General features: G+C 68.5%; 15 protein-coding genes. 7 read left to right on the plus strand and 8 right to left on the minus strand.

From position 1 onward, the window contains the following. Nucleotides 1-1,362 (plus strand): cellulose binding domain-containing protein, encoded by a 1,362-nt coding sequence (locus P3102_RS29350; RefSeq protein ID WP_276363493.1) that lies wholly within the window; start codon nucleotides 1-3, stop codon nucleotides 1,360-1,362. Between the two features lie 264 nt (nucleotides 1,363-1,626). On the opposite strand, the gene P3102_RS29355 is transcribed toward P3102_RS29350, so the two are convergent. Beyond that, nucleotides 1,627-3,396 (minus strand): glycoside hydrolase family 18 protein, encoded by a 1,770-nt coding sequence (locus tag P3102_RS29355; RefSeq protein ID WP_276363494.1) that lies wholly within the window; start codon nucleotides 3,394-3,396, stop codon nucleotides 1,627-1,629. Between the two features lie 243 nt (nucleotides 3,397-3,639). Here P3102_RS29355 and P3102_RS29360 point away from each other — a divergent pair, with 243 nt between their 5' ends. Further along, nucleotides 3,640-4,272, plus strand: coding sequence for a sigma-70 family RNA polymerase sigma factor (locus P3102_RS29360; protein WP_276363496.1), 633 nt, complete (start codon nucleotides 3,640-3,642; stop codon nucleotides 4,270-4,272). On the opposite strand, the gene P3102_RS29365 is transcribed toward P3102_RS29360, so the two are convergent. The 5 genes from P3102_RS29365 to P3102_RS29385 form a co-directional block, all read right to left on the minus strand. Then, the gene (locus tag P3102_RS29365) at nucleotides 4,269-4,916 is read right to left on the minus strand and encodes a response regulator transcription factor (protein ID WP_276363498.1); all 648 of its coding nucleotides are present in this window, start codon (nucleotides 4,914-4,916) and stop codon (nucleotides 4,269-4,271) included. The two genes, P3102_RS29360 and P3102_RS29365, sit on opposite strands and share 4 nt — an antisense overlap. After that, a complete protein-coding gene (locus P3102_RS29370) occupies nucleotides 4,913-6,460 on the minus strand; it encodes a GAF domain-containing protein (protein ID WP_276363499.1) in 1,548 nt (515 codons plus the stop codon). Before P3102_RS29370 ends, P3102_RS29365 begins: the two co-directional genes overlap by 4 nt. Continuing rightward, complete coding sequence (locus P3102_RS29375; RefSeq protein ID WP_276363501.1) at nucleotides 6,457-7,005, minus strand: pyridoxamine 5'-phosphate oxidase family protein; 549 nt, start codon at nucleotides 7,003-7,005, stop codon at nucleotides 6,457-6,459. The genes P3102_RS29370 and P3102_RS29375 overlap by 4 nt, the downstream gene beginning before the upstream one ends. 168 nt (nucleotides 7,006-7,173) lie before the next feature. Next, a complete protein-coding gene (locus P3102_RS29380; RefSeq protein WP_276363503.1) occupies nucleotides 7,174-7,605 on the minus strand; it encodes a nitroreductase family deazaflavin-dependent oxidoreductase in 432 nt (143 codons plus the stop codon). 10 nt (nucleotides 7,606-7,615) lie between these two features. After that, nucleotides 7,616-8,398: a TetR/AcrR family transcriptional regulator gene (locus P3102_RS29385; protein ID WP_276363505.1), complete on the minus strand. Its 783-nt coding sequence runs from the start codon at nucleotides 8,396-8,398 to the stop codon at nucleotides 7,616-7,618. Between the two features lie 77 nt (nucleotides 8,399-8,475). On the opposite strand from P3102_RS29385, the gene P3102_RS29390 reads away from it, so the two are divergent. The 5 genes from P3102_RS29390 to P3102_RS29410 all read left to right on the plus strand — a co-directional run bounded on the left by P3102_RS29390 (nucleotide 8,476) and on the right by P3102_RS29410 (nucleotide 14,023). Then, complete coding sequence (locus P3102_RS29390) at nucleotides 8,476-10,737, plus strand: excinuclease ABC subunit UvrA (RefSeq protein WP_276363506.1); 2,262 nt, start codon at nucleotides 8,476-8,478, stop codon at nucleotides 10,735-10,737. 398 nt (nucleotides 10,738-11,135) lie between these two features. Beyond that, nucleotides 11,136-12,269 carry a metallophosphoesterase gene (locus tag P3102_RS29395; RefSeq protein ID WP_276363507.1) on the plus strand — a complete coding sequence of 378 codons (1,134 nt, stop codon included), beginning with the start codon at nucleotides 11,136-11,138 and terminating at the stop codon, nucleotides 12,267-12,269. A gap of 122 nt (nucleotides 12,270-12,391) precedes the next feature. Next, entirely contained in the window at nucleotides 12,392-12,682 is a 291-nt protein-coding gene (locus P3102_RS29400) for a hypothetical protein (RefSeq protein WP_276363509.1), read from the plus strand. Nucleotides 12,683-12,711: 29 nt separating this feature from the next. Continuing rightward, nucleotides 12,712-13,473 carry an alpha/beta hydrolase gene (locus tag P3102_RS29405; protein WP_276371405.1) on the plus strand — a complete coding sequence of 254 codons (762 nt, stop codon included), beginning with the start codon at nucleotides 12,712-12,714 and terminating at the stop codon, nucleotides 13,471-13,473. Nucleotides 13,474-13,483: 10 nt separating this feature from the next. Then, on the plus strand, nucleotides 13,484-14,023 hold the full coding sequence (locus P3102_RS29410) for an O-acetyl-ADP-ribose deacetylase (protein WP_276363511.1): 540 nt from the start codon (nucleotides 13,484-13,486) through the stop codon (nucleotides 14,021-14,023). Between the two features lie 422 nt (nucleotides 14,024-14,445). Here the strand turns inward: P3102_RS29410 and P3102_RS29415 are convergent, their stop codons facing one another. Both P3102_RS29415 and P3102_RS29420 read right to left on the minus strand, forming a co-directional pair. After that, a complete protein-coding gene (locus tag P3102_RS29415) occupies nucleotides 14,446-15,429 on the minus strand; it encodes a hypothetical protein (RefSeq protein ID WP_276363513.1) in 984 nt (327 codons plus the stop codon). Continuing rightward, the gene (locus P3102_RS29420; RefSeq protein ID WP_276363515.1) at nucleotides 15,426-16,670 is read right to left on the minus strand and encodes an MFS transporter; all 1,245 of its coding nucleotides are present in this window, start codon (nucleotides 16,668-16,670) and stop codon (nucleotides 15,426-15,428) included. The genes P3102_RS29415 and P3102_RS29420 overlap by 4 nt, the downstream gene beginning before the upstream one ends. Between the last annotated feature and the right edge of the window lie 78 nt (nucleotides 16,671-16,748).

Below are 16,748 nucleotides of genomic sequence, written 5' to 3' on the forward strand. Positions count from 1 at the left end.
GTGGCAAAGCGGACTTGGATCCAGGCCGCCGGCCTGGCCGCCGCTGCCGCAACGGCCGGCGCGGTCCTCGTGATCGCGCCGGCTTCCGCGGCCGGCGGCGTCGGTGCCGCCTTCAGCAAGGGCTCCGATTGGGGCTCCGGCTGGGCGGGCAAGTACACGATCAGCAACAACTCCGGATCGAACCTTCCCGCCTGGACGGTCGAATTCGACCTCCCCGCGGGGCACTCGATCGCCTCGCTGTGGGACGGCACTTACTCGGTCTCCGGCCAGCATGTGACGGTGAAGAACACCTGGAACGGCAACCTTTCCCACGGTGGCAGCACCAGTTTCGGCTTCAACGTCAAGTATTCCGGGGGCTACGTCGCCCCGGTGAACTGCAAGGTCAACGGTGGTTCCTGTGATCCGGGCGGCGGTGGTCCGACCACCACACCGACCACACCGACCGGCACGACCACGACCTCTCCGACCACGAGCACCCCGCCGCCACCCGGGGGCCGTGGCGCGCCGTATCTGTACCTGGGCTGGGGCAGCCCGCCGAACCCGCAGACGGTGATGAACGCGACCGGGATCAAGTGGTTCACGATGGCGTTCGTCCTGTCCTCCGGTGGGTGCAATCCCGCCTGGGACGGCACCCGGCCACTGCAGGGCGGCGTCGACGCGAACGCGATCGCGCAGATCAAGGCCGCGGGCGGGCAGATCGTGCCGTCCTTCGGCGGGTGGAGCGGCAACAAGCTCGGCCCGAACTGCTCGACGCCGGAAGCGCTCGCCGGTGCCTACCAGAAGGTGATCGACGCCTACGCGCTCAAGGCGATCGACATCGACATCGAGAACACCGACGAGTTCGAGAACGCGGTGGTGCAGGATCGCGTCCTGAACGCGCTGAAGATCGTGAAGGCGAACAACCCCGGCATCCAGACCATTCTCACCTTCGGCACGACGACCAGCGGCCCGAACTCCTGGGGCCAGCGGTTGATCGACCAGTCGAAGGCGCTCGACGCCGGGATCGACGTCTACACGATCATGCCGTTCGACTTCGGTGGTGGCGCGGACATGTACGGGAACACCATCAAGGCGGCGAACGGCCTGCGGGACAAGCTGAAGTCGACCTTCGGGTGGAACGACGCCACGGCGTACGGCCACCTGGGCATCAGCGGCATGAACGGTCTCTCGGATCAGCGGGAACTGACGAGTCTCGACACCTGGACCCGGATCACCGACTGGTCCAAGACGAACAAGATCGCCAGGCTCGCGTTCTGGTCGACCAACCGTGACCGGGGCTGCCCGAACGGCGGGGTCGCCGAGAACTGCAGTGGTATCGCTCAGAACGACTGGGACTTCACGCGGATCACCGCGGCCTTCTGACGTCCCCTCGAACTGCGGGCCCGCACCGATGCTGCACGGTGCGGGCCCGCTCCCTTTCCCCCCGCAATCAGTCATCTGGTTGCGATCCTCAGCGCACCCACCAGTACATGAAGGCCCCCTTCCTTGCGCCTGGCGCAAGGAAGGGGGCCTTCATGTACTTAAGGGACGCCGCGTCACCGAGGTCTCGAAGTCGGTCCGTGAAGGCCTCCTTCAGGGACCCTGGGTCCCTCAAGGAGGCCTTTGCGGAAAAGTCCGTCCAAGCGATCAGGGCAGGGCGTTCAGGAACGGTTCGTGGGCGTTCTGGAACTCCCAGCCGTAGTATCGGTCCCAGTTGATCGACCACGTCATCAACCCGCGCAACGCCGGCGAAGCGCCGCCCCGCAGGGAATACGACCCGCAGCCGGAGTTCTTCACCAGGCAGTTCAGCGCCGAATGCACCGCGGCCGGGGCGGTGTGCCCGTTGCCCGCGCTCACCGCGGCAGGCAGGCCGAACGCGATCTGGTCCTCACGCAGCCCTGGGAACCGGAATCCGGTCGAGGACACGGTGAATCCCGCTTTGATCATGTCGGTCATCGCGATGTGGAAGTCCGCGCCGCCCATGAAGTGGTACTGGTTGTCCAAACCCATCACCGGTCCGGAGTTGTAGTCCTGGACGTGCAGCACGGTCAGCGCGTCCCGCAGCGCGTGGATCACCGGCAGGTACGAACCCGTCCGGTTGTCGGCGCCGCCGAGACCGCCGTAGTACTGGTAGCCGGTCTGCACGAAGAACGTCTCGGGCGCCATCGTGAGCACGAATCCCGCTCCGTACTTGGCTTTCAGCGTCTTCAGCGCCGAAATGAGATTGACGATCACCGGCGTGGTCGGGTTGCGGAAGTCGTTGTCACCGGAGTTGAGGTACAGCGAGTGGCCCTCGAAGTCGATGTCGAGCCCGTTCAGCCCGTATCGGTCGATGATCGCCGACACCGAGCTGACGAAGGCGTCACGCGCCGCGGTCGTGGTGAGCTGGACCTGGCCGTTCTGCCCACCGATGGAGATCAGCACCTTCTTGCCCTGCGCCTGCTTCGCGCGAATAGCGGCGACGAAGTCCGCGTCGCTTTCCACGGTCGGGCATTCCGCCACCGGGCACCGCGTGAAGCGGATGTCGCCGGAGGTCACCGAGGTCGGCTCGCCGAAGGCCAGATTGATGATGTCCCACGCCGCCGGGACGTCGGCCATCCGCGTGTAGCCGGAACCGTTGGCGAAACTCGCGTGCAGGTAGCCGATCAGCGCGTGTTTCGGCAGGCCGGTGTCGACACAGCCGGAAGTCGTGGCGCTCGCCTCCGTGGTCTTGGGCGATTCACCCGTGCTGTTGTACGCGGCCACCGAGTAGTTGTGCGAAGAACAAGCCGTCAGCCCGGAGATCGTCGCCGAAGTCCCGGTCACCGTCGCGACCACCGTCCCGCCCTCGTACACGCGGTAGCCGGTCACCGTGCCCGCCGAGGCGCCCCACGAGAGCGCGATCGACGAGTTCGTCACCGTGCCCACGGCCGGATTTCCCGGTGTCGGCGGCGCGCCGGGGGTGCCGCCCCCAGGCCCGTCGAGGCTGAGGTCGTCCGCGTAGAAGGTGCCCGACCCGTACCAGCCGTGGACGTACACCTCGGCCGTCGTCTGCGTGGCCGACGTCGTGAACGAAAGCGACAACTGCGTGTACGAGGTCGCCGCCGTCCAGGTCGACGGCCCGCCGGTGACCCCGAGGTACACCGGGTTCCCGTTCACCCAGGCGGAGACCGCATAGGTCGTGTTCGGCCGGACGGATACCGTCTGTGCGCATTTCCCGTTCGTCGAGCCGGGCGTGACCGAAACGGCGTAACCGCCCGAACGGACCGGCGTGCTCACGGCCGCGCCCGCCGCGCAGGACCAGCCGGACGTCGAGCCCGCCTCGAAGCCGGGGTTGAGGAGCAGGTTGGCCGCGTTCGCGGTGCCGCCACCCGTCATCAGGCCGGTGAAGGTGAGCACCAAAACGGCCAGGAAAGCCAAGGATCTGGAACGCCTCATCGCGATTCCTCCGTGAAAGGGCGGCCTGCCGCCGCGCTGGGCTAATTGTCTAGACCAATCTGGCGAAAGTCCATAGCCCGCGGACACCAGGGCCTAAAGACCCGACTGTTCCGGGCTGCTTTACCGGTGTGACGCGCGGGCGCGCTCCGTAACGTCGGAAGGGCCAAAGAGGGCTGGGGGCTTTCGGGAGGTGGGGACGATGGGAACGCACAGTGGCGCGCCGAGAACGGCCGATCCGGCGTGATGACCGTGACCGAGCCCGTGCGCCCGACATATCAGCCCCGGCCCGGTGAACCGGACGGCGAGATGATCCGCGCGGCGATCAGTGGTGACCGGCGGGCCTTGGGAAGTTTGCTGACGCTGCTCCGGCCGATCGTGTTCCGGTACTGCGCGGGCAGGCTGGGCGGGGCGACGCGTGGCATCTCCAACGCCGAAGACTGCGCGCAGGAGGTCCTCATGGCCGTCCTGGTCGCGCTGCCGCGCTACAACTACCAGAACACCAATTTCCTGCCCTACGTCTTCGGGATCGCCTCGCACAAGGTCGCCGACGTCCGCCGGAACCTCGCCCGCGACCCGTCCGCGCCGGTGCCCGATCCGGAACCCGACCAGGACGGACCCTGGAACCCGACGTTCGAAGAGGTCGAGAAGGCCGACCGTGGCCGCCGGTTGTCGCGGCTGTTCGAGGTCCTTTCGGCGAGGCAGCGCGACGTACTGGTGCTGCGTGTGATCCACGGGTTCAGCGCCGAGGAGACCGCCGGCGCGCTGGGCATGGCGAGCGCGGGGGCGGTCCGCGTCACCCAGCACAGGGCGCTCAACGAACTTCGCCGGGTGCTGCGCGACGATCCCGATTTCGCCGGCGAGTTCACGCTCTTCTAGGCGCTGGGCTTGCGACGTCGGGTGGCGTAGACGGCCGCGGCGGTGCGGCGTTCGAACCCGAGCTTGTGCAGCAAGGACGACACGTAGTTCTTGACCGTCTTCTCCGCCAGGTACAGCTTTTCCGCGATCTGGCGGTTGGTCAGCCCGTCGGCGATGTGGTCGAGCACCCGTCGCTCCTGCGGGCTCAGCTGTTCGTAACGCGGGTCCGGGGCGTCGCTCTCGCCGCGCAGCCGGTTCATCACCGACGCCGTCAGCGTGCTGTCCAGAAGCGAACCTCCGGCGGCGACCGTGCGGACGGCCTTGACGAGCGCGCCACCGGACACCTGCTTGAGCATGTACCCGGCCGCGCCCGCCATGATCGCGCCGAACAACGCGTCGTCGTCGGAGTAGGACGTCAGCATCAGGCAGGCGGGCGGCGGGTCGACGGACGCCCGGATCTCCCGGCAGACGCTGACGCCCTCACCGTCCGGCAGCCGGACGTCGAGCACCGCGACCTGCGGTTTGACCGCGGGGATCCGCACGTAGGCCTCGGCGGCCGTGGACGCCTCGCCGACCACCGTCAGATCGTCTTCCGCCTCGAAGACGGTCTTCAGCCCGGTGCGGACGAGTTCGTGATCGTCCAGCAGGAACACCGAAATCGTCATCCCACACTCCCCTGTCGGGCCGGCAGCTCCACCGACCAGTCGAGCCTCGTCCCGCCTTCCGGCCTCGCTTCGACGGCGAAGGCGCCGTTCCAGCGGGCCGCGCGTTCGGCGAGGTTCGCCACGCCGCTGCGATGGCCGGGTTCGGCGGGCATGCCGACACCGTCGTCCACCACCGAAAGTTCCAGCCGCCGCCCGTCGCGATCGACCGCGACGTCGACCGACACCACCGTCGCCGCCGCGTGTCTGACCACATTGGACAGTGCTTCCCGCAGGGTCGCGATGAGGTCCGAGCGGACCGTGTCGGGCACGGCCGAATCGAGCGGACCGTCGAAGCCGACCCTGGGCTCGGACGCGCAGCCCGCGTCGAGCGCGACGCGCAGCAACTCCGACCGGAGGCTGCCCTGCGCCTCGGCCGGTTCCTGCAGCGAGAAGATGCTGTTGCGGATCTCGCGGATCGTACGGTCTATCTCGTGCGCGAAGCCGGCCACCCGGCCGGAGACCGCGGGCTCGCCGGTCAGCCTGCTGAGCCCTTCCAGGCCGAGCCCGATCGCGAAAAGCCGCTGGATCACCAGATCGTGCAGGTCGCGGGCGATCCGGTCGCGATCCTCGAAGACGGCGAGCCGCTGCCTGTCCTGTTGCGCGCGGGCGAATTCGACCGCGAGCGCGGCGTGCGCGGCGAAGGTCTCGGCGAGCTGGACGTCGTAAGCGGAGAACGGGGTCTTGTCGCGGAACTTCGCCACCAGCAGGACGCCGAGTTTCTCCTCGCCGACGATCAACGGGACGGCGACCGTGGAATCCAGGTCCTTGATCATCGCGGGCATCGTGACACCGCGTTCGCCCTGGTGCTCGAGCACCTTGTCGCCGTACTCGCGGACCACGACGGGTTCGCCGCTCGTGTACGCCAAACCGGTCGCGGTGCCTTCGGTCGGCACGGTGACCCCGGCGAGCCGGTCGGCGTCCGGCCCCGGCGGTTCGACGATCTCGAAGACCAGCATCCCGTCACCGCGCGGACGGGCCACCGCACCCGCCGAACCACCGGCGACGACGCGGGCGCGCTCGGCGATCAGGCGCAGGGTGGCGGTGAGATCCTGGTCGGTCAGGAGCGCGCCGGTGACGTGATAGGAGGCTTCGAGCCAGCGTTCGCGCCGCTGCACCTGCTCGAACAGCGCGGCGTTCTCGATCACCACCCCGGCCGCCGCGGTGAGCGCGACGAGCAGGTCCTCTTCGGCTTCGGTGAACTCCTCGCCGTCCGGTTTGCGGGCGAGGTACAGCATCCCGAAGATGCGGCCGCGCATGCGGATGGGCACCACCCGGGACTCGTCCTCCGGCGGCGGCCGTTCCCACGCGTCGCCGAAGCGGATGAACTCGTCCGAATCCAGCACGCTCAGCGCGCCGAACGGCGCACCGGTCAGCTCGCAGGCGGATTCGACCAGGCGCCGCAGGACGTCGGAGAGACCGAGGTCGTGGGCGATCCCAGCCACCGCGTCCAGGATTCTGGGCGCCTTGGCGTCGTCCGCCGTACTCTCCCGCCGCACTGGCGTCACCGTCCCGGAGTAACTCCCCGGGCAGTGGGGTCAGGATGACGAACGCGCCCGGATCGCTCATCTGGTGCGTCGATCACGGACAGTGCTTCGTTACCGCGACCGCCGAGGATCCTCCGACCGGTGACCGACTCGACCGGGATGCGAACATAGCGCGCGTCCGGCTGACCGGTCCAGCAGCACAGCGGCAAGGTCTCGAGCTCGGCGATCACGATCGGATCACGCACCTCGGAGGCGCGGCCCAGGACGGTGACGAACCAGCCCGCCCCCAGATTCGCGGAGAACTCGTCGACCGCGAACGCCACCACACTGTCGAGTATCGCGGCGAACAACGCGCTCTGTGACGGCGTCCGGATCACGATCGCGCCGTGGTGGAGCACGAACCGCGCGGGCTGGACCGCCGGCAGGGCACGGGAGGTGAACACCACCCGGCCCAGCCCGGCGCCCGCGAGCAGTGACAGGCACTCCTCGCGATCGAGCACCTCGAGACCCAAGGAGTCGGACATCGGCATCCCCGCGTTCTCGTCGTGTACCTCGTCGAGATCCACGGTCCCCGGCCCACCGACTCGCCGGTAGGGCCGATGGACCCGGCCCGCGCGGGGATACGGACCGGAAAGGGCAAGTGAGCGGGAACCGCGGGTGGCCGTTCGGTACAGGTGGTCGTAAGTGCCAGGCTTCCCACCACCGCGGAGACTCACCTGAGCGGAGGGCAGCGCCTACGCTTTCGGGGTCAGGAGCACCACGGGGATCTCCCGCTCGGTCTTGGTCTGGTACTGCGCGTAGTTCTTGTAGTTCGCGGTGATCTTGGGCCACAGCCGGGCGCGCTGCCCGGCGTCGGCGACGCTCGCGACCATCGGCCGGGGGCTTTCGCCCTTCAAGGTGACCTCGACGTCCGGATGGTCACGAAGGTTGAGGAACCACGCCGGGTGCCGGTCGTCGCCACCGCGGGACGCCACGATGACGTACGCCTCGCCCTCCCGCAGCGGCGAGGTCAGCAGCACGGTGCGCGGCTGACCGGATTTGCGGCCGACGGTGGTCAGTTCCAGCACGGTCATCCCGGCGACCTGCCAGCCGGCGCGACCGCCGCTGACCTTCTGGATGACGCGGTGGACGGCGTTCATGGTCTTCAAGACGAAATCACTGGGCATGTGGAGAAGGCTACTCCGCTTTCAGCGCGACTTCGATCCCGTCCAGAAGAACGGCCAGCGAGAATTCGAAGGCCTCCCTCGCCTCCTGTTCCAGGTAGGGCACCGTCTCGTCCTCCATCCGGAACGCCTGTTCGCCCTCCATCCAGGTCAGGGTCGGGAATCGCTCGGCGAAGTCCGGGGACACCTCCTCCAGTAGCGCGGACCGCGCGTTCCACCACTCGTCGTCGGACTGCCCTGTCACCTTTTCGGCCAGCCGCGACTCCGAAGCCGTCCTGGCCGGCTCGCGCACGCACGAGTACAACGCGCTGATCAGCCGCCGCAACGCCGCCGGGCGCAATCCGGTCCGGCGCAGGATCTTCACCAGCGCCTCCAGGACGACGTACTCGTTCGGCCCCAGCACCGGCCGCGCCTGCGAGACCTGCAGGACCCACGGATGCCGCAGATAGAAGTCCCACAGATCCTCGGCCCAGCGCGCGGCGTCGGCCTTCCAGTCGTCCCCGTCGTAGGCGACCGACAGCTCGGCCAGCGCCTTGTCGTACATGAGGTCGAGCAGTTCGCTCTTGCTGGGGACGTAGGTGTACAGCGCCATGGCCGTGCGGCCGAGCCTGTCCCCGACGGCACGCATCGAAAGGCCCGCCATGCCTTCGGCGTCCGCGATGGTGATGGCGGTTTCGACGATCAGTTCCACCGACAGCCCCGGCTTGGGGCCGGGCCGCTCGGCGTCCGGCGACTCGGTCCGCCACAGCAGGGCCATCGACCGCCAGGGGTCTCCTTGAGCCGCGTAGACGACCACTTGCCAACTCCTTACAGCATAAACCAACCTCTGCTACCCTCACTTTACAGGCTAAAGAGTTCAACCAGGGGAGAGCCATGCCTTCGGCCGCCGACAGCCACGACATGATCCAGGTGCGCGGAGCCAGAGAGAACAACCTCGCCGACGTCTCGGTCGACATCCCCAAACGCCGCCTCACCGTCTTCACCGGTGTGTCGGGCTCGGGCAAGTCGTCCTTGGTGTTCGGCACCATCGCCGCGGAGTCACAGCGGCTGATCAACGAGACCTACACCGCGTTCATCCAGTCCTTCATGGCCCCGGTGGGACGGCCGGACGTGGACGCGCTGCGAAACCTGAGCGCCGCGATCGTCGTCGACCAGGAGCGGATGGGGGCCAATTCCCGGTCGACGGTCGGCACCGCGACCGACGCGCACACGATGCTGCGGATCGTCTTCAGCAGGCTGGGAAAGCCGCACATCGGGACTTCGGGGGCGTTCAGCTTCAACCTTCCCGAGGGAATGTGCCCCGACTGCGAGGGGCTGGGGAAGGTCTCCACCATCGACCTCGACCAGCTCGTCGACAAGGAGCTTTCGCTCGACGAAGGGGCGATCACCGTCCCGAACTTCGCGCCCGGCAGCTGGTACTGGAAGGGGCTGGCGGAAGCCGGTTTCGTCGATCCGGCCGTCAAGCTGAAGGACTACACCCCCCGGCAGTGGGAAGACTTCATGCACAAACCCGCCACCAAGATGAAGCTCGGCGGGATGAACACGACCTACGAAGGGCTGCTGGTGAAGGTCCAGCGGCTGTTCCTGTCGAAGGACAAGGAAGCCACACAGCCGCACATCCGCGCCTTCGTGGACCGGGCGATCACCTTCCGGCTGTGCCCGGCCTGCGACGGCGCCCGGCTCAACCAGGCGGCGCTGTCCTCGAAGATCGAGGGGCTGAACATCGCCGATTGCTCCTCGATGCAGATCAGCGATCTGGCCGATTTCGTCCGCAAGATCGACGATCCGTCGGTCGGCCCGCTGATGCAGACGTTGCGCGGCACCCTCGACTCGCTCGTGGAGATCGGCCTCGGCTACCTGAGCCTCGACCGCGAATCCGGGACGCTGTCCGGCGGTGAGGCGCAACGGGTGAAGATGGTGCGGCACCTGGGTTCCAGCCTCACCGACGTCACCTACGTCTTCGACGAACCGACCGTCGGGCTGCACCCGCACGACATCCAGCGGATGAACGGCCTGCTGCTTCTCCTGAAGGACAAGGGGAACACGGTGCTCGTCGTGGAGCACAAACCGGAGACGATCGAGATCGCCGATCACATCGTCGACCTCGGGCCCGGCGCGGGGCCGAACGGCGGGCGGATCTGTTACACCGGCGACGTCGCCGGGCTGCGCGCGTCCGGCACGCTGACCGGACGGCATCTCGGCCACCGGGCGCGGCTGCGCACCGACGTCCGCGTGGCCACCGGCCAGCTCCCCATCCGCGACGCGACCCGGCACAACCTGCGCGGTGTCGACGTCGACATCCCGCTGGGCGTGCTGACCGTGGTCACCGGCGTCGCCGGCTCGGGCAAGAGCTCGCTCATCCACGGTTCACTGTCCACAAGGGACGACGTGGTGGTGCTCGACCAGTCGGCCATCCGCGGCTCGCGGCGGAGCAACCCGGCGACCTACACCGGCCTGCTCGACCCGATCCGTACCGCGTTCGCCAAGGCCAACGGGGTCAAGGCGGCCCTGTTCAGCGCGAACTCCGAAGGTGCCTGCCCGAAATGCAAGGGCATCGGCCTGATCTACACCGATCTGGCGATGATGGCCGGCGTGGCGACGGTCTGCGAGGAATGCGAGGGCAAGCGGTTCACCGCGGAGGTGCTGACGTACAAGCTGCGAGGCAAGGACATCAGCGAGGTCCTCGCGATGCCGGTCGCCGAGGCGCGCGAGTTCTTCGCCTCCGGTCAGGCGCGGACGATCCTGGACCGGCTTTCCGACGTCGGCCTCGGCTACCTCGGGCTCGGGCAGCCACTCACGACGCTGTCCGGCGGCGAACGGCAGCGGATCAAACTGGCCATCCGGATGGCGGAGAAATCCGCGACCTACGTCCTCGACGAACCCACCACCGGCCTGCACCTCGCCGACGTCGACCAGTTGCTGGGGCTGCTCGACCGGCTCGTCGACGCCGGGAACACGGTGGTGGTCATCGAGCATCACCAGGCGGTGATGGCGCACGCGGACTGGATCGTCGACCTCGGGCCGGGCGCCGGTTCGGACGGGGGCCAAGTGGTGTTCACGGGCACTCCGGCCGACTTGGTCGCCTCCGGTGACACGCTCACGGCGCAGCACCTTCGCGCTTACGTCGGCCGCTAGCGCGCTGATCGTGATTGTGAGGGCGGCGTGTCGCGAAAGCCTTGCTGGAGGCGGGAAGCGGCGGTGCACGTGGGGTGAGTGGTAGGACGGTGAGCGCAGACCGGCCTTTGCCTGCCTCCGCTTTCCGGCCTCGATCAACGGAGGATCAGGGACACTCACCGTCTCCGATCCTCCGTTGATCGAGCATCACCACAGCAAGCCCCGAGGTCACCATCTCGACCGGCGAAGTCGCCAGCGGCGATACCCCGCCACCTGCTCCAGCCCCACCACCGCGGTCAGCACGGCATCAGCGCCCATCGCCGCCCACACCAGCTGCGACGCGCCGGCGGTGGTGTGGGCGCCCGCCCCGCGGCGAAGACGGCGGTAGAGACCGATGGTCTGTTAGTCTGGCCGACATCATGCCCCGCATCCTTGTCCGCGTCGCCGCACTGATCACCGCTCTCGCCCTCCTGTTCGGTGTGCCGTGGTGGACGATCGTCGGCTCGCCCGCACTCCCGGCCGCGCTCGAAGTCCTCGGCACGATCGTGTTCGCCGCCGGGGCGATCGCCCTGCCCGCGTGCATGGTCCTCGGCCACGGCCCGTGGCAGCGCGACCTCGCGGCGAAGATCGGCGACCTCTCCCTGGGCCTGGTCTGGCTGCTGTTCTCCTTGTCGATACTCGGAAACGTGCTGCGGCTCGTGCTCGCGGTGTCCGGAGTGGACACTGCGGCGGGCATCGTGTCCGGCGTCGTCTTGGCGGCCTTCGTGGTACTGGCGGTGTACGGGATGGCCGAAGCCCGGCGCGTGCCGAGACTCAAGGAGCTCGACGTCGTACTCCCCCGGCTCGGCGCGGGGCTCGACGGTCTCCGGTTCGCGATCATCACCGACACCCATTTCGGCCCGCTGAACCGGACGAAATGGGCGGAGAAGGTCGTCGAGGTGGTGAACGAACTCGACGCCGACGTCGTCGCCCACGCGGGTGACCTCGCCGACGGCTCCGTCGCCGCACGCGCCCAGCAGGTCGCGCCGCTCGGAAAGGTGCGGGCGAAACTCGGCAAGTTCTACATCACCGGCAATCACGAGTACTTCGGTGAGGCGCAGGCCTGGCTCGACCACATGCGCGACCTCGGCTGGGACACGCTGCACAACCGGCACGCGAAGGTCCACCAGGGCGGGGACACGCTCGTCTTCGCCGGGATCGACGACCCGACCGGCACCGTCTCCGGCCTGCCGGGCCACGGCCCCGACCTCCCCGCCGCGTTGGACGGCGTCGCCGCGAGCACGCCGGTCGTCCTGCTCGCCCACCAGCCGAAGCAGGTCGAGCAGGCCGCCGAGGCGGGTATCGACCTCCAGGTCTCCGGGCACACCCACGGCGGCCAGATCTGGCCGTTCCACCTCCTGGTCCGGCTGGATCAGCCCGTCCTAGCCGGGCTTTCGCGCCACGGCGAGCGCACGCAGCTCTACACCAGCCGCGGCACCGGCTTCTGGGGACCGCCGTTGCGCGTCTTCGCGCCGAGCGAGATCACCCTGCTGACCTTGCGAAACAGCAAATAACTCACCTGGCGCCACCCCTTCAGCGGCACACCGGGCACTACCGACAATTTTTTTTGTCTTGACAATTTAGATTTTCGAGGCGAGGGTTGTCTCCAACGCACTCCCCCCGAAAGGCCGAAACGATGACCATCGCCGCCACCCGGACCCCTGTCGCACTGTCGGCCCGCGCCTGGCTCGCGTGCGGCGCCGCCTCGGGGCCGCTGTACTTCCTGACCACGCTCACCCAGGCCGCCGTCCGCGACGGCTTCGACGTCACCAAGCATCCGGCGAGCCTGCTGAGCAACGGCGACGCCGGCAACGCGAACGCCGTCGTGATGCTCGCCTTCTGGGCCACCGTGATGCTTGCCTGGGGCTGGGTCACCGCCGTCATCTTCCGTTCCGCTCGAACCACTCGAGGAGAATTCCCGTCATGAGCACCGTGACCTAGCAAGACGGCACCACCATCGCCTACACCCGTACCGGCTCCGGCCCCGCCGTCATCCTGGTCGACGGGGCGATGTGCCACCGCGAGTTCGGCCCGGCCAGGCCGCTGGCCGCCGAACTGGCCGCGCACTTCACCGTCTACACCTACGACCGCCGCGGTCGCGGCGAAAGCGGCGACACCGAGCCGTTCTCCGTCGCTCGCGAAGTCGAGGACATCGCGGCGCTGATCAAGGAAGCGGGCGGGACGGCGCACGTCTACGGCATCTCCTCCGGCGCCGCGCTGGCTCTCGAAGCCGCGAAAGCCGGGCTCCCCATCACGAAGCTGGCGGTGTACGAGTTCCCGCTGGTCGTCGACGACACCCGTCCGCCGGTCCCGGCCGACTACGGCGAACGGCTGGAGAAGGCCATCGCCGCCGGGCGGCCCGGCACCGCGATCAAGACCTTCATGCGGGAAGGCGTCCGCGTCCCGGCGCCGGTCGTGTTCATGATGCGGTTCATGCCCGCCTGGCCGAAGCTGAAGAAGGTCGCGCCGACCCTGCGCTACGACGCCGCCCTGTTCGACGGTCTGCACGACGGCACCCCGCTGCCCGAGGGCCGCTGGGCGAGCGTTTCGGTGCCGACGCTGATCATGGACGGCGGCAAGAGCCCGGCGTGGGTCCGCACCGGTGTCGCCGCGCTGGCGAAAGCCGTCCCCGGCGCCGAGCACCGGACGATCGAAGGGCAGACGCATATGCTCAAGCCGAAAGCCGTTGCCCCGGTACCGATCGAGTACTTCAGCTGAGGGAGTGATCATGAAAATCGAATTGGTCGAAGGCGACATCACCGAACAGCGGGTCGACGTCGTGGTCAACGCCGCGAACTCGTCACTGCTCGGCGGCGGCGGGGTGGACGGCGCGATACACCGCCGCGGCGGACCGGAGATCCTCGCCGAATGCCGGGCGCTGCGCGCGGGTCACTACGGCAAGGGACTGAAGACCGGAGAGGCGGTCGCCACCACGGCGGGCCGCCTTCCGGCGCGCTGGGTGGTGCACACCGTCGGGCCGGTGTGGTCCGGCTCCGAAGACCGCTCCGCCCTGCTCGCCGCCTGCCACCGCAACTCGCTGCACGTCGCCGCCGATCTCGGCGCGCACACCGTGGCCTTCCCCGCGATCTCGACCGGGATCTACCGGTGGCCGGTCGAATCCGCGGCGGAGATCGCCCTCGAGACGGTGGTGAGCACGCTTTCGGCCGGGTCGTGTTCGGTGGAGCTGGTGCGGTTCGTGCTGTTCGGGAAGGCGGCGTACGACGTGTTCCGGGAGCAGGCGGAAGCGCTGGGAGTGGCCGGGTCGTGAGTGGCGGTTCGGGTTGGTGAGGAGGAAGGCGAACGTGTCCGGACGCCGAAGCCTCGAAGGGTGTGATCGCCACAGGGATGCGGCGCGCCCAACACCGTCTACAAGGGACTTCGGAGTGCCCCTCAGCGCCCGATTCGAGCACTTCGCAAAGCCTCTGCAGGGTCTTGAGTGGTGAGGACGGTCAGGGCCAAGAGTGTCTTGGATACCTACTGCATTCCGGCTTGGGCCGACCGCAGGCCTTCACGTATTCGGCAGAGGTGAGTTCGGGTTTCGTCGGCTGCGCCGGTGCGCCTGGGGTGGTACATGAAGGCCCCCTTCCTTGCGCCTAGCGCAAGGAAGGGGGCCTTCATGTACCACACGAGAGAGAACCACGGCGGCGTGCCTCAACTCTTAATAGCACCGGAATCGCCACTCACGACCCACTACACACCCGCGGGCGAACTACCCCGCTCGACCACCAGCCGGGCCGCCCCGCTCCCGTCCGCCGGAACCGCCCAGATCCCCGGCTCCAGCCCGTACGCGACGGTCCGGTCGTCGAGCCAGGCGGCCTGGTCGTCCACGCTCCGCGTTTCGGCCAGCAGGGTTTCCTGTCCGGAGGCCAGGTCGAGGACCGCCAGTCGCCACGGCGCCGCGAGATCGGCGGAAACCCGTTTCTTGAAGGCGATCCGCTTCCCGTCCGGGGAGAGGGACGGGCATTCGACGTTCTCCCGGATCATCTTCGCGACGAGCTTCTCGTAGTCCGCCTCGACCAGGTACGTCTTCCCCTTCGTCCCCACGGTCGCGTAGAACCGCTTCCCGTCCGGGGTGAAGGTGATCCCCCAGTAGTTCACGTCGGACGAGTAGTACGGCTTGCCGTCGAGCAGGAGGCCCATCTCCTCGATGCTCTTCATCAGCTTCCCGGTTTTCAGGTCGAAGATCCCGGCCCGCGTCGAAAATCCGGTTTCCGCATAGGAATCGCCGTTGACGAACAGCGTCCAGTAGGCGAGTTTCCCGTCCGGCGAGACCCGGCCGCGACTGGGGGTGCCGGGCAGTTCGATCCGGCGGATCTCGTTGAGGTCCTTGTCGAGCACGATGACGTCGGTCATCGGCGGCAGCACTCCCGGCTGCGCGGACAGGCACAAGGCGGTCCCCGCCGAAGCGGCGAACCGGTCGCAGCTGAGCCCGGACACCTTCCGGGGTTCATCCGGCCGGTCGGCCGGAACGGTGGCGAGACGGCCGAAGTCGGGGCCTTCGGCGGTGTTGCGGAACAGCAGCTGTCCCTTGGCCTGCACGGAAACCGGCTGCCCGGTGACGACGGCGACGGAATTCACCTCCGGTCCGCGGTCGCGGGAGTGGAGCCCGTAGCCGACGGCGGCCGCGATCAGGAGGACGACCGCCCCCACCACCCCCAGGACGCGCGCCCTCATGCGGGTGTCCGCAACGGACGGAGGACGGCGGCCGCGACGACCACCACGGCCAGCGCGCCGGCGGCGACCAGGACCGCGGCCCGCAGATCCCAGGTGGTCCAGGCAAGTCCGAAAAGGACGGACGCGAGCATCCGCGTCGTCGCCTGTCCGGTCTGCACCAGCGCCAGTCCGCTCGCCCGCTGGTGCTCGGGCAGCAACGGTCCGGCGGCGGCCATCAGGACCCCGTCGGTGGCGGCGTAGAAGACGCCGTGCAGCACCAGCGCCAGCACGGCGAGGATGCCGCCGTCCACCGGACCCAGCAACGCCAGCAGCGCGACGACGAGAGCGACGTGCCCGCCGAGGAACACCTTCCAGCGGCCGATCCGGTCGGAAAGCCTGCCGAACGGCACGGCGAGCAGCAGGTACACGCCCGCCGTTCCCAGCGGCAGCAAGGGAAAGAAGACCGCGCCGAGATCCCATCGGCGCTGCAGGACGAGATAGAGGAACGAGTCGCTGAGGGTGACCAGGCCCAGCAGCGCCGCCCACACGCAGATCCGGCGGAACGACGCCTGCCGGATCAGGCCCGCCGTCTCCCTCAACGAGACCTTGGGGCGTTCGACGTCCGGCTTCGGCTGGTGGTCCTTGACCAGCACCAGCAGGATGATCACGCCGATCGCGGCGACGCAGAAGCTCGTGAAGAACACCGAGTCGTAGCTGCCGAGGCTGAGCCACAGCACGGCCATCGCGACCAGCGGGCCGAGGAACGCGCCGAAGGTGTCCATCGCGCGGTGCACGCCGAACGCGCGGCCGAGATGTTCGGGTTCGCTGCTCAAGGTGATCAGCGCGTCCCGCGGCGCGGTCCGGACGCCTTTGCCGGTGCGGTCGGCCGCCAGGACGGCACCGATCGCGACGGTGGACGAACCCGCCAGCATCAGGCCGATCTTGCCCAGCGCCGAAAGCCCGTAACCGAAGCAGGCGACGGCCTTCAGCCGCTGCCACCGGTCGGCGAGATGCCCGCCGACCAGCCGGACGACGGCGGTGACGCCGGAGTAGAGGCCGTCGAGCACGCCGAACTGCAGCGGGCTCAGGCCGAGACCGAGAACGAGGTAGAGCGGGAGGACCGCGGTCACCATCTCCGACGAGATGTCGGTGACGAGGCTGACCAGGCCGAGCGCGACGACGTTCCCGGTGACGGCCCGTTTCACGCCGCTCTTCGGGACTTCCGCCGCGGCGTCCGCTCCCCGACTGGTGGCTATGTACATGCGAACCCTCCTTCACGCGCGTCGAAACGACCGCAAGTAGGTGCCAGGTCGCGATGGTCCGCGACGCGAACCATCGCG

The sequence above is a fragment of the Amycolatopsis sp. QT-25 genome (genome assembly GCF_029369745.1).
Classification (GTDB): domain Bacteria; phylum Actinomycetota; class Actinomycetes; order Mycobacteriales; family Pseudonocardiaceae; genus Amycolatopsis.

Excerpts from the sequence above, each read along its gene's own strand:
- P3102_RS29360 (WP_276363496.1), top strand. The coding sequence starts at position 3,640 with ATGACCGTGACCGAGCCCGTGCGCCCGACATATCAGCCCCGGCCCGGT.
- P3102_RS29380 (WP_276363503.1), bottom strand. The coding sequence starts at position 7,605 with ATGCCCAGTGATTTCGTCTTGAAGACCATGAACGCCGTCCACCGCGTC.
- P3102_RS29365 (WP_276363498.1), bottom strand. The coding sequence starts at position 4,916 with ATGACGATTTCGGTGTTCCTGCTGGACGATCACGAACTCGTCCGCACC.
- P3102_RS29415 (WP_276363513.1), bottom strand. The coding sequence starts at position 15,429 with ATGAGGGCGCGCGTCCTGGGGGTGGTGGGGGCGGTCGTCCTCCTGATC.
- P3102_RS29420 (WP_276363515.1), bottom strand. The coding sequence starts at position 16,670 with ATGTACATAGCCACCAGTCGGGGAGCGGACGCCGCGGCGGAAGTCCCG.
- P3102_RS29355 (WP_276363494.1), bottom strand. The coding sequence starts at position 3,396 with ATGAGGCGTTCCAGATCCTTGGCTTTCCTGGCCGTTTTGGTGCTCACC.
- P3102_RS29410 (WP_276363511.1), top strand. The coding sequence starts at position 13,484 with ATGAAAATCGAATTGGTCGAAGGCGACATCACCGAACAGCGGGTCGAC.
- P3102_RS29400 (WP_276363509.1), top strand. The coding sequence starts at position 12,392 with ATGACCATCGCCGCCACCCGGACCCCTGTCGCACTGTCGGCCCGCGCC.
- P3102_RS29390 (WP_276363506.1), top strand. The coding sequence starts at position 8,476 with ATGCCTTCGGCCGCCGACAGCCACGACATGATCCAGGTGCGCGGAGCC.
- P3102_RS29395 (WP_276363507.1), top strand. The coding sequence starts at position 11,136 with ATGCCCCGCATCCTTGTCCGCGTCGCCGCACTGATCACCGCTCTCGCC.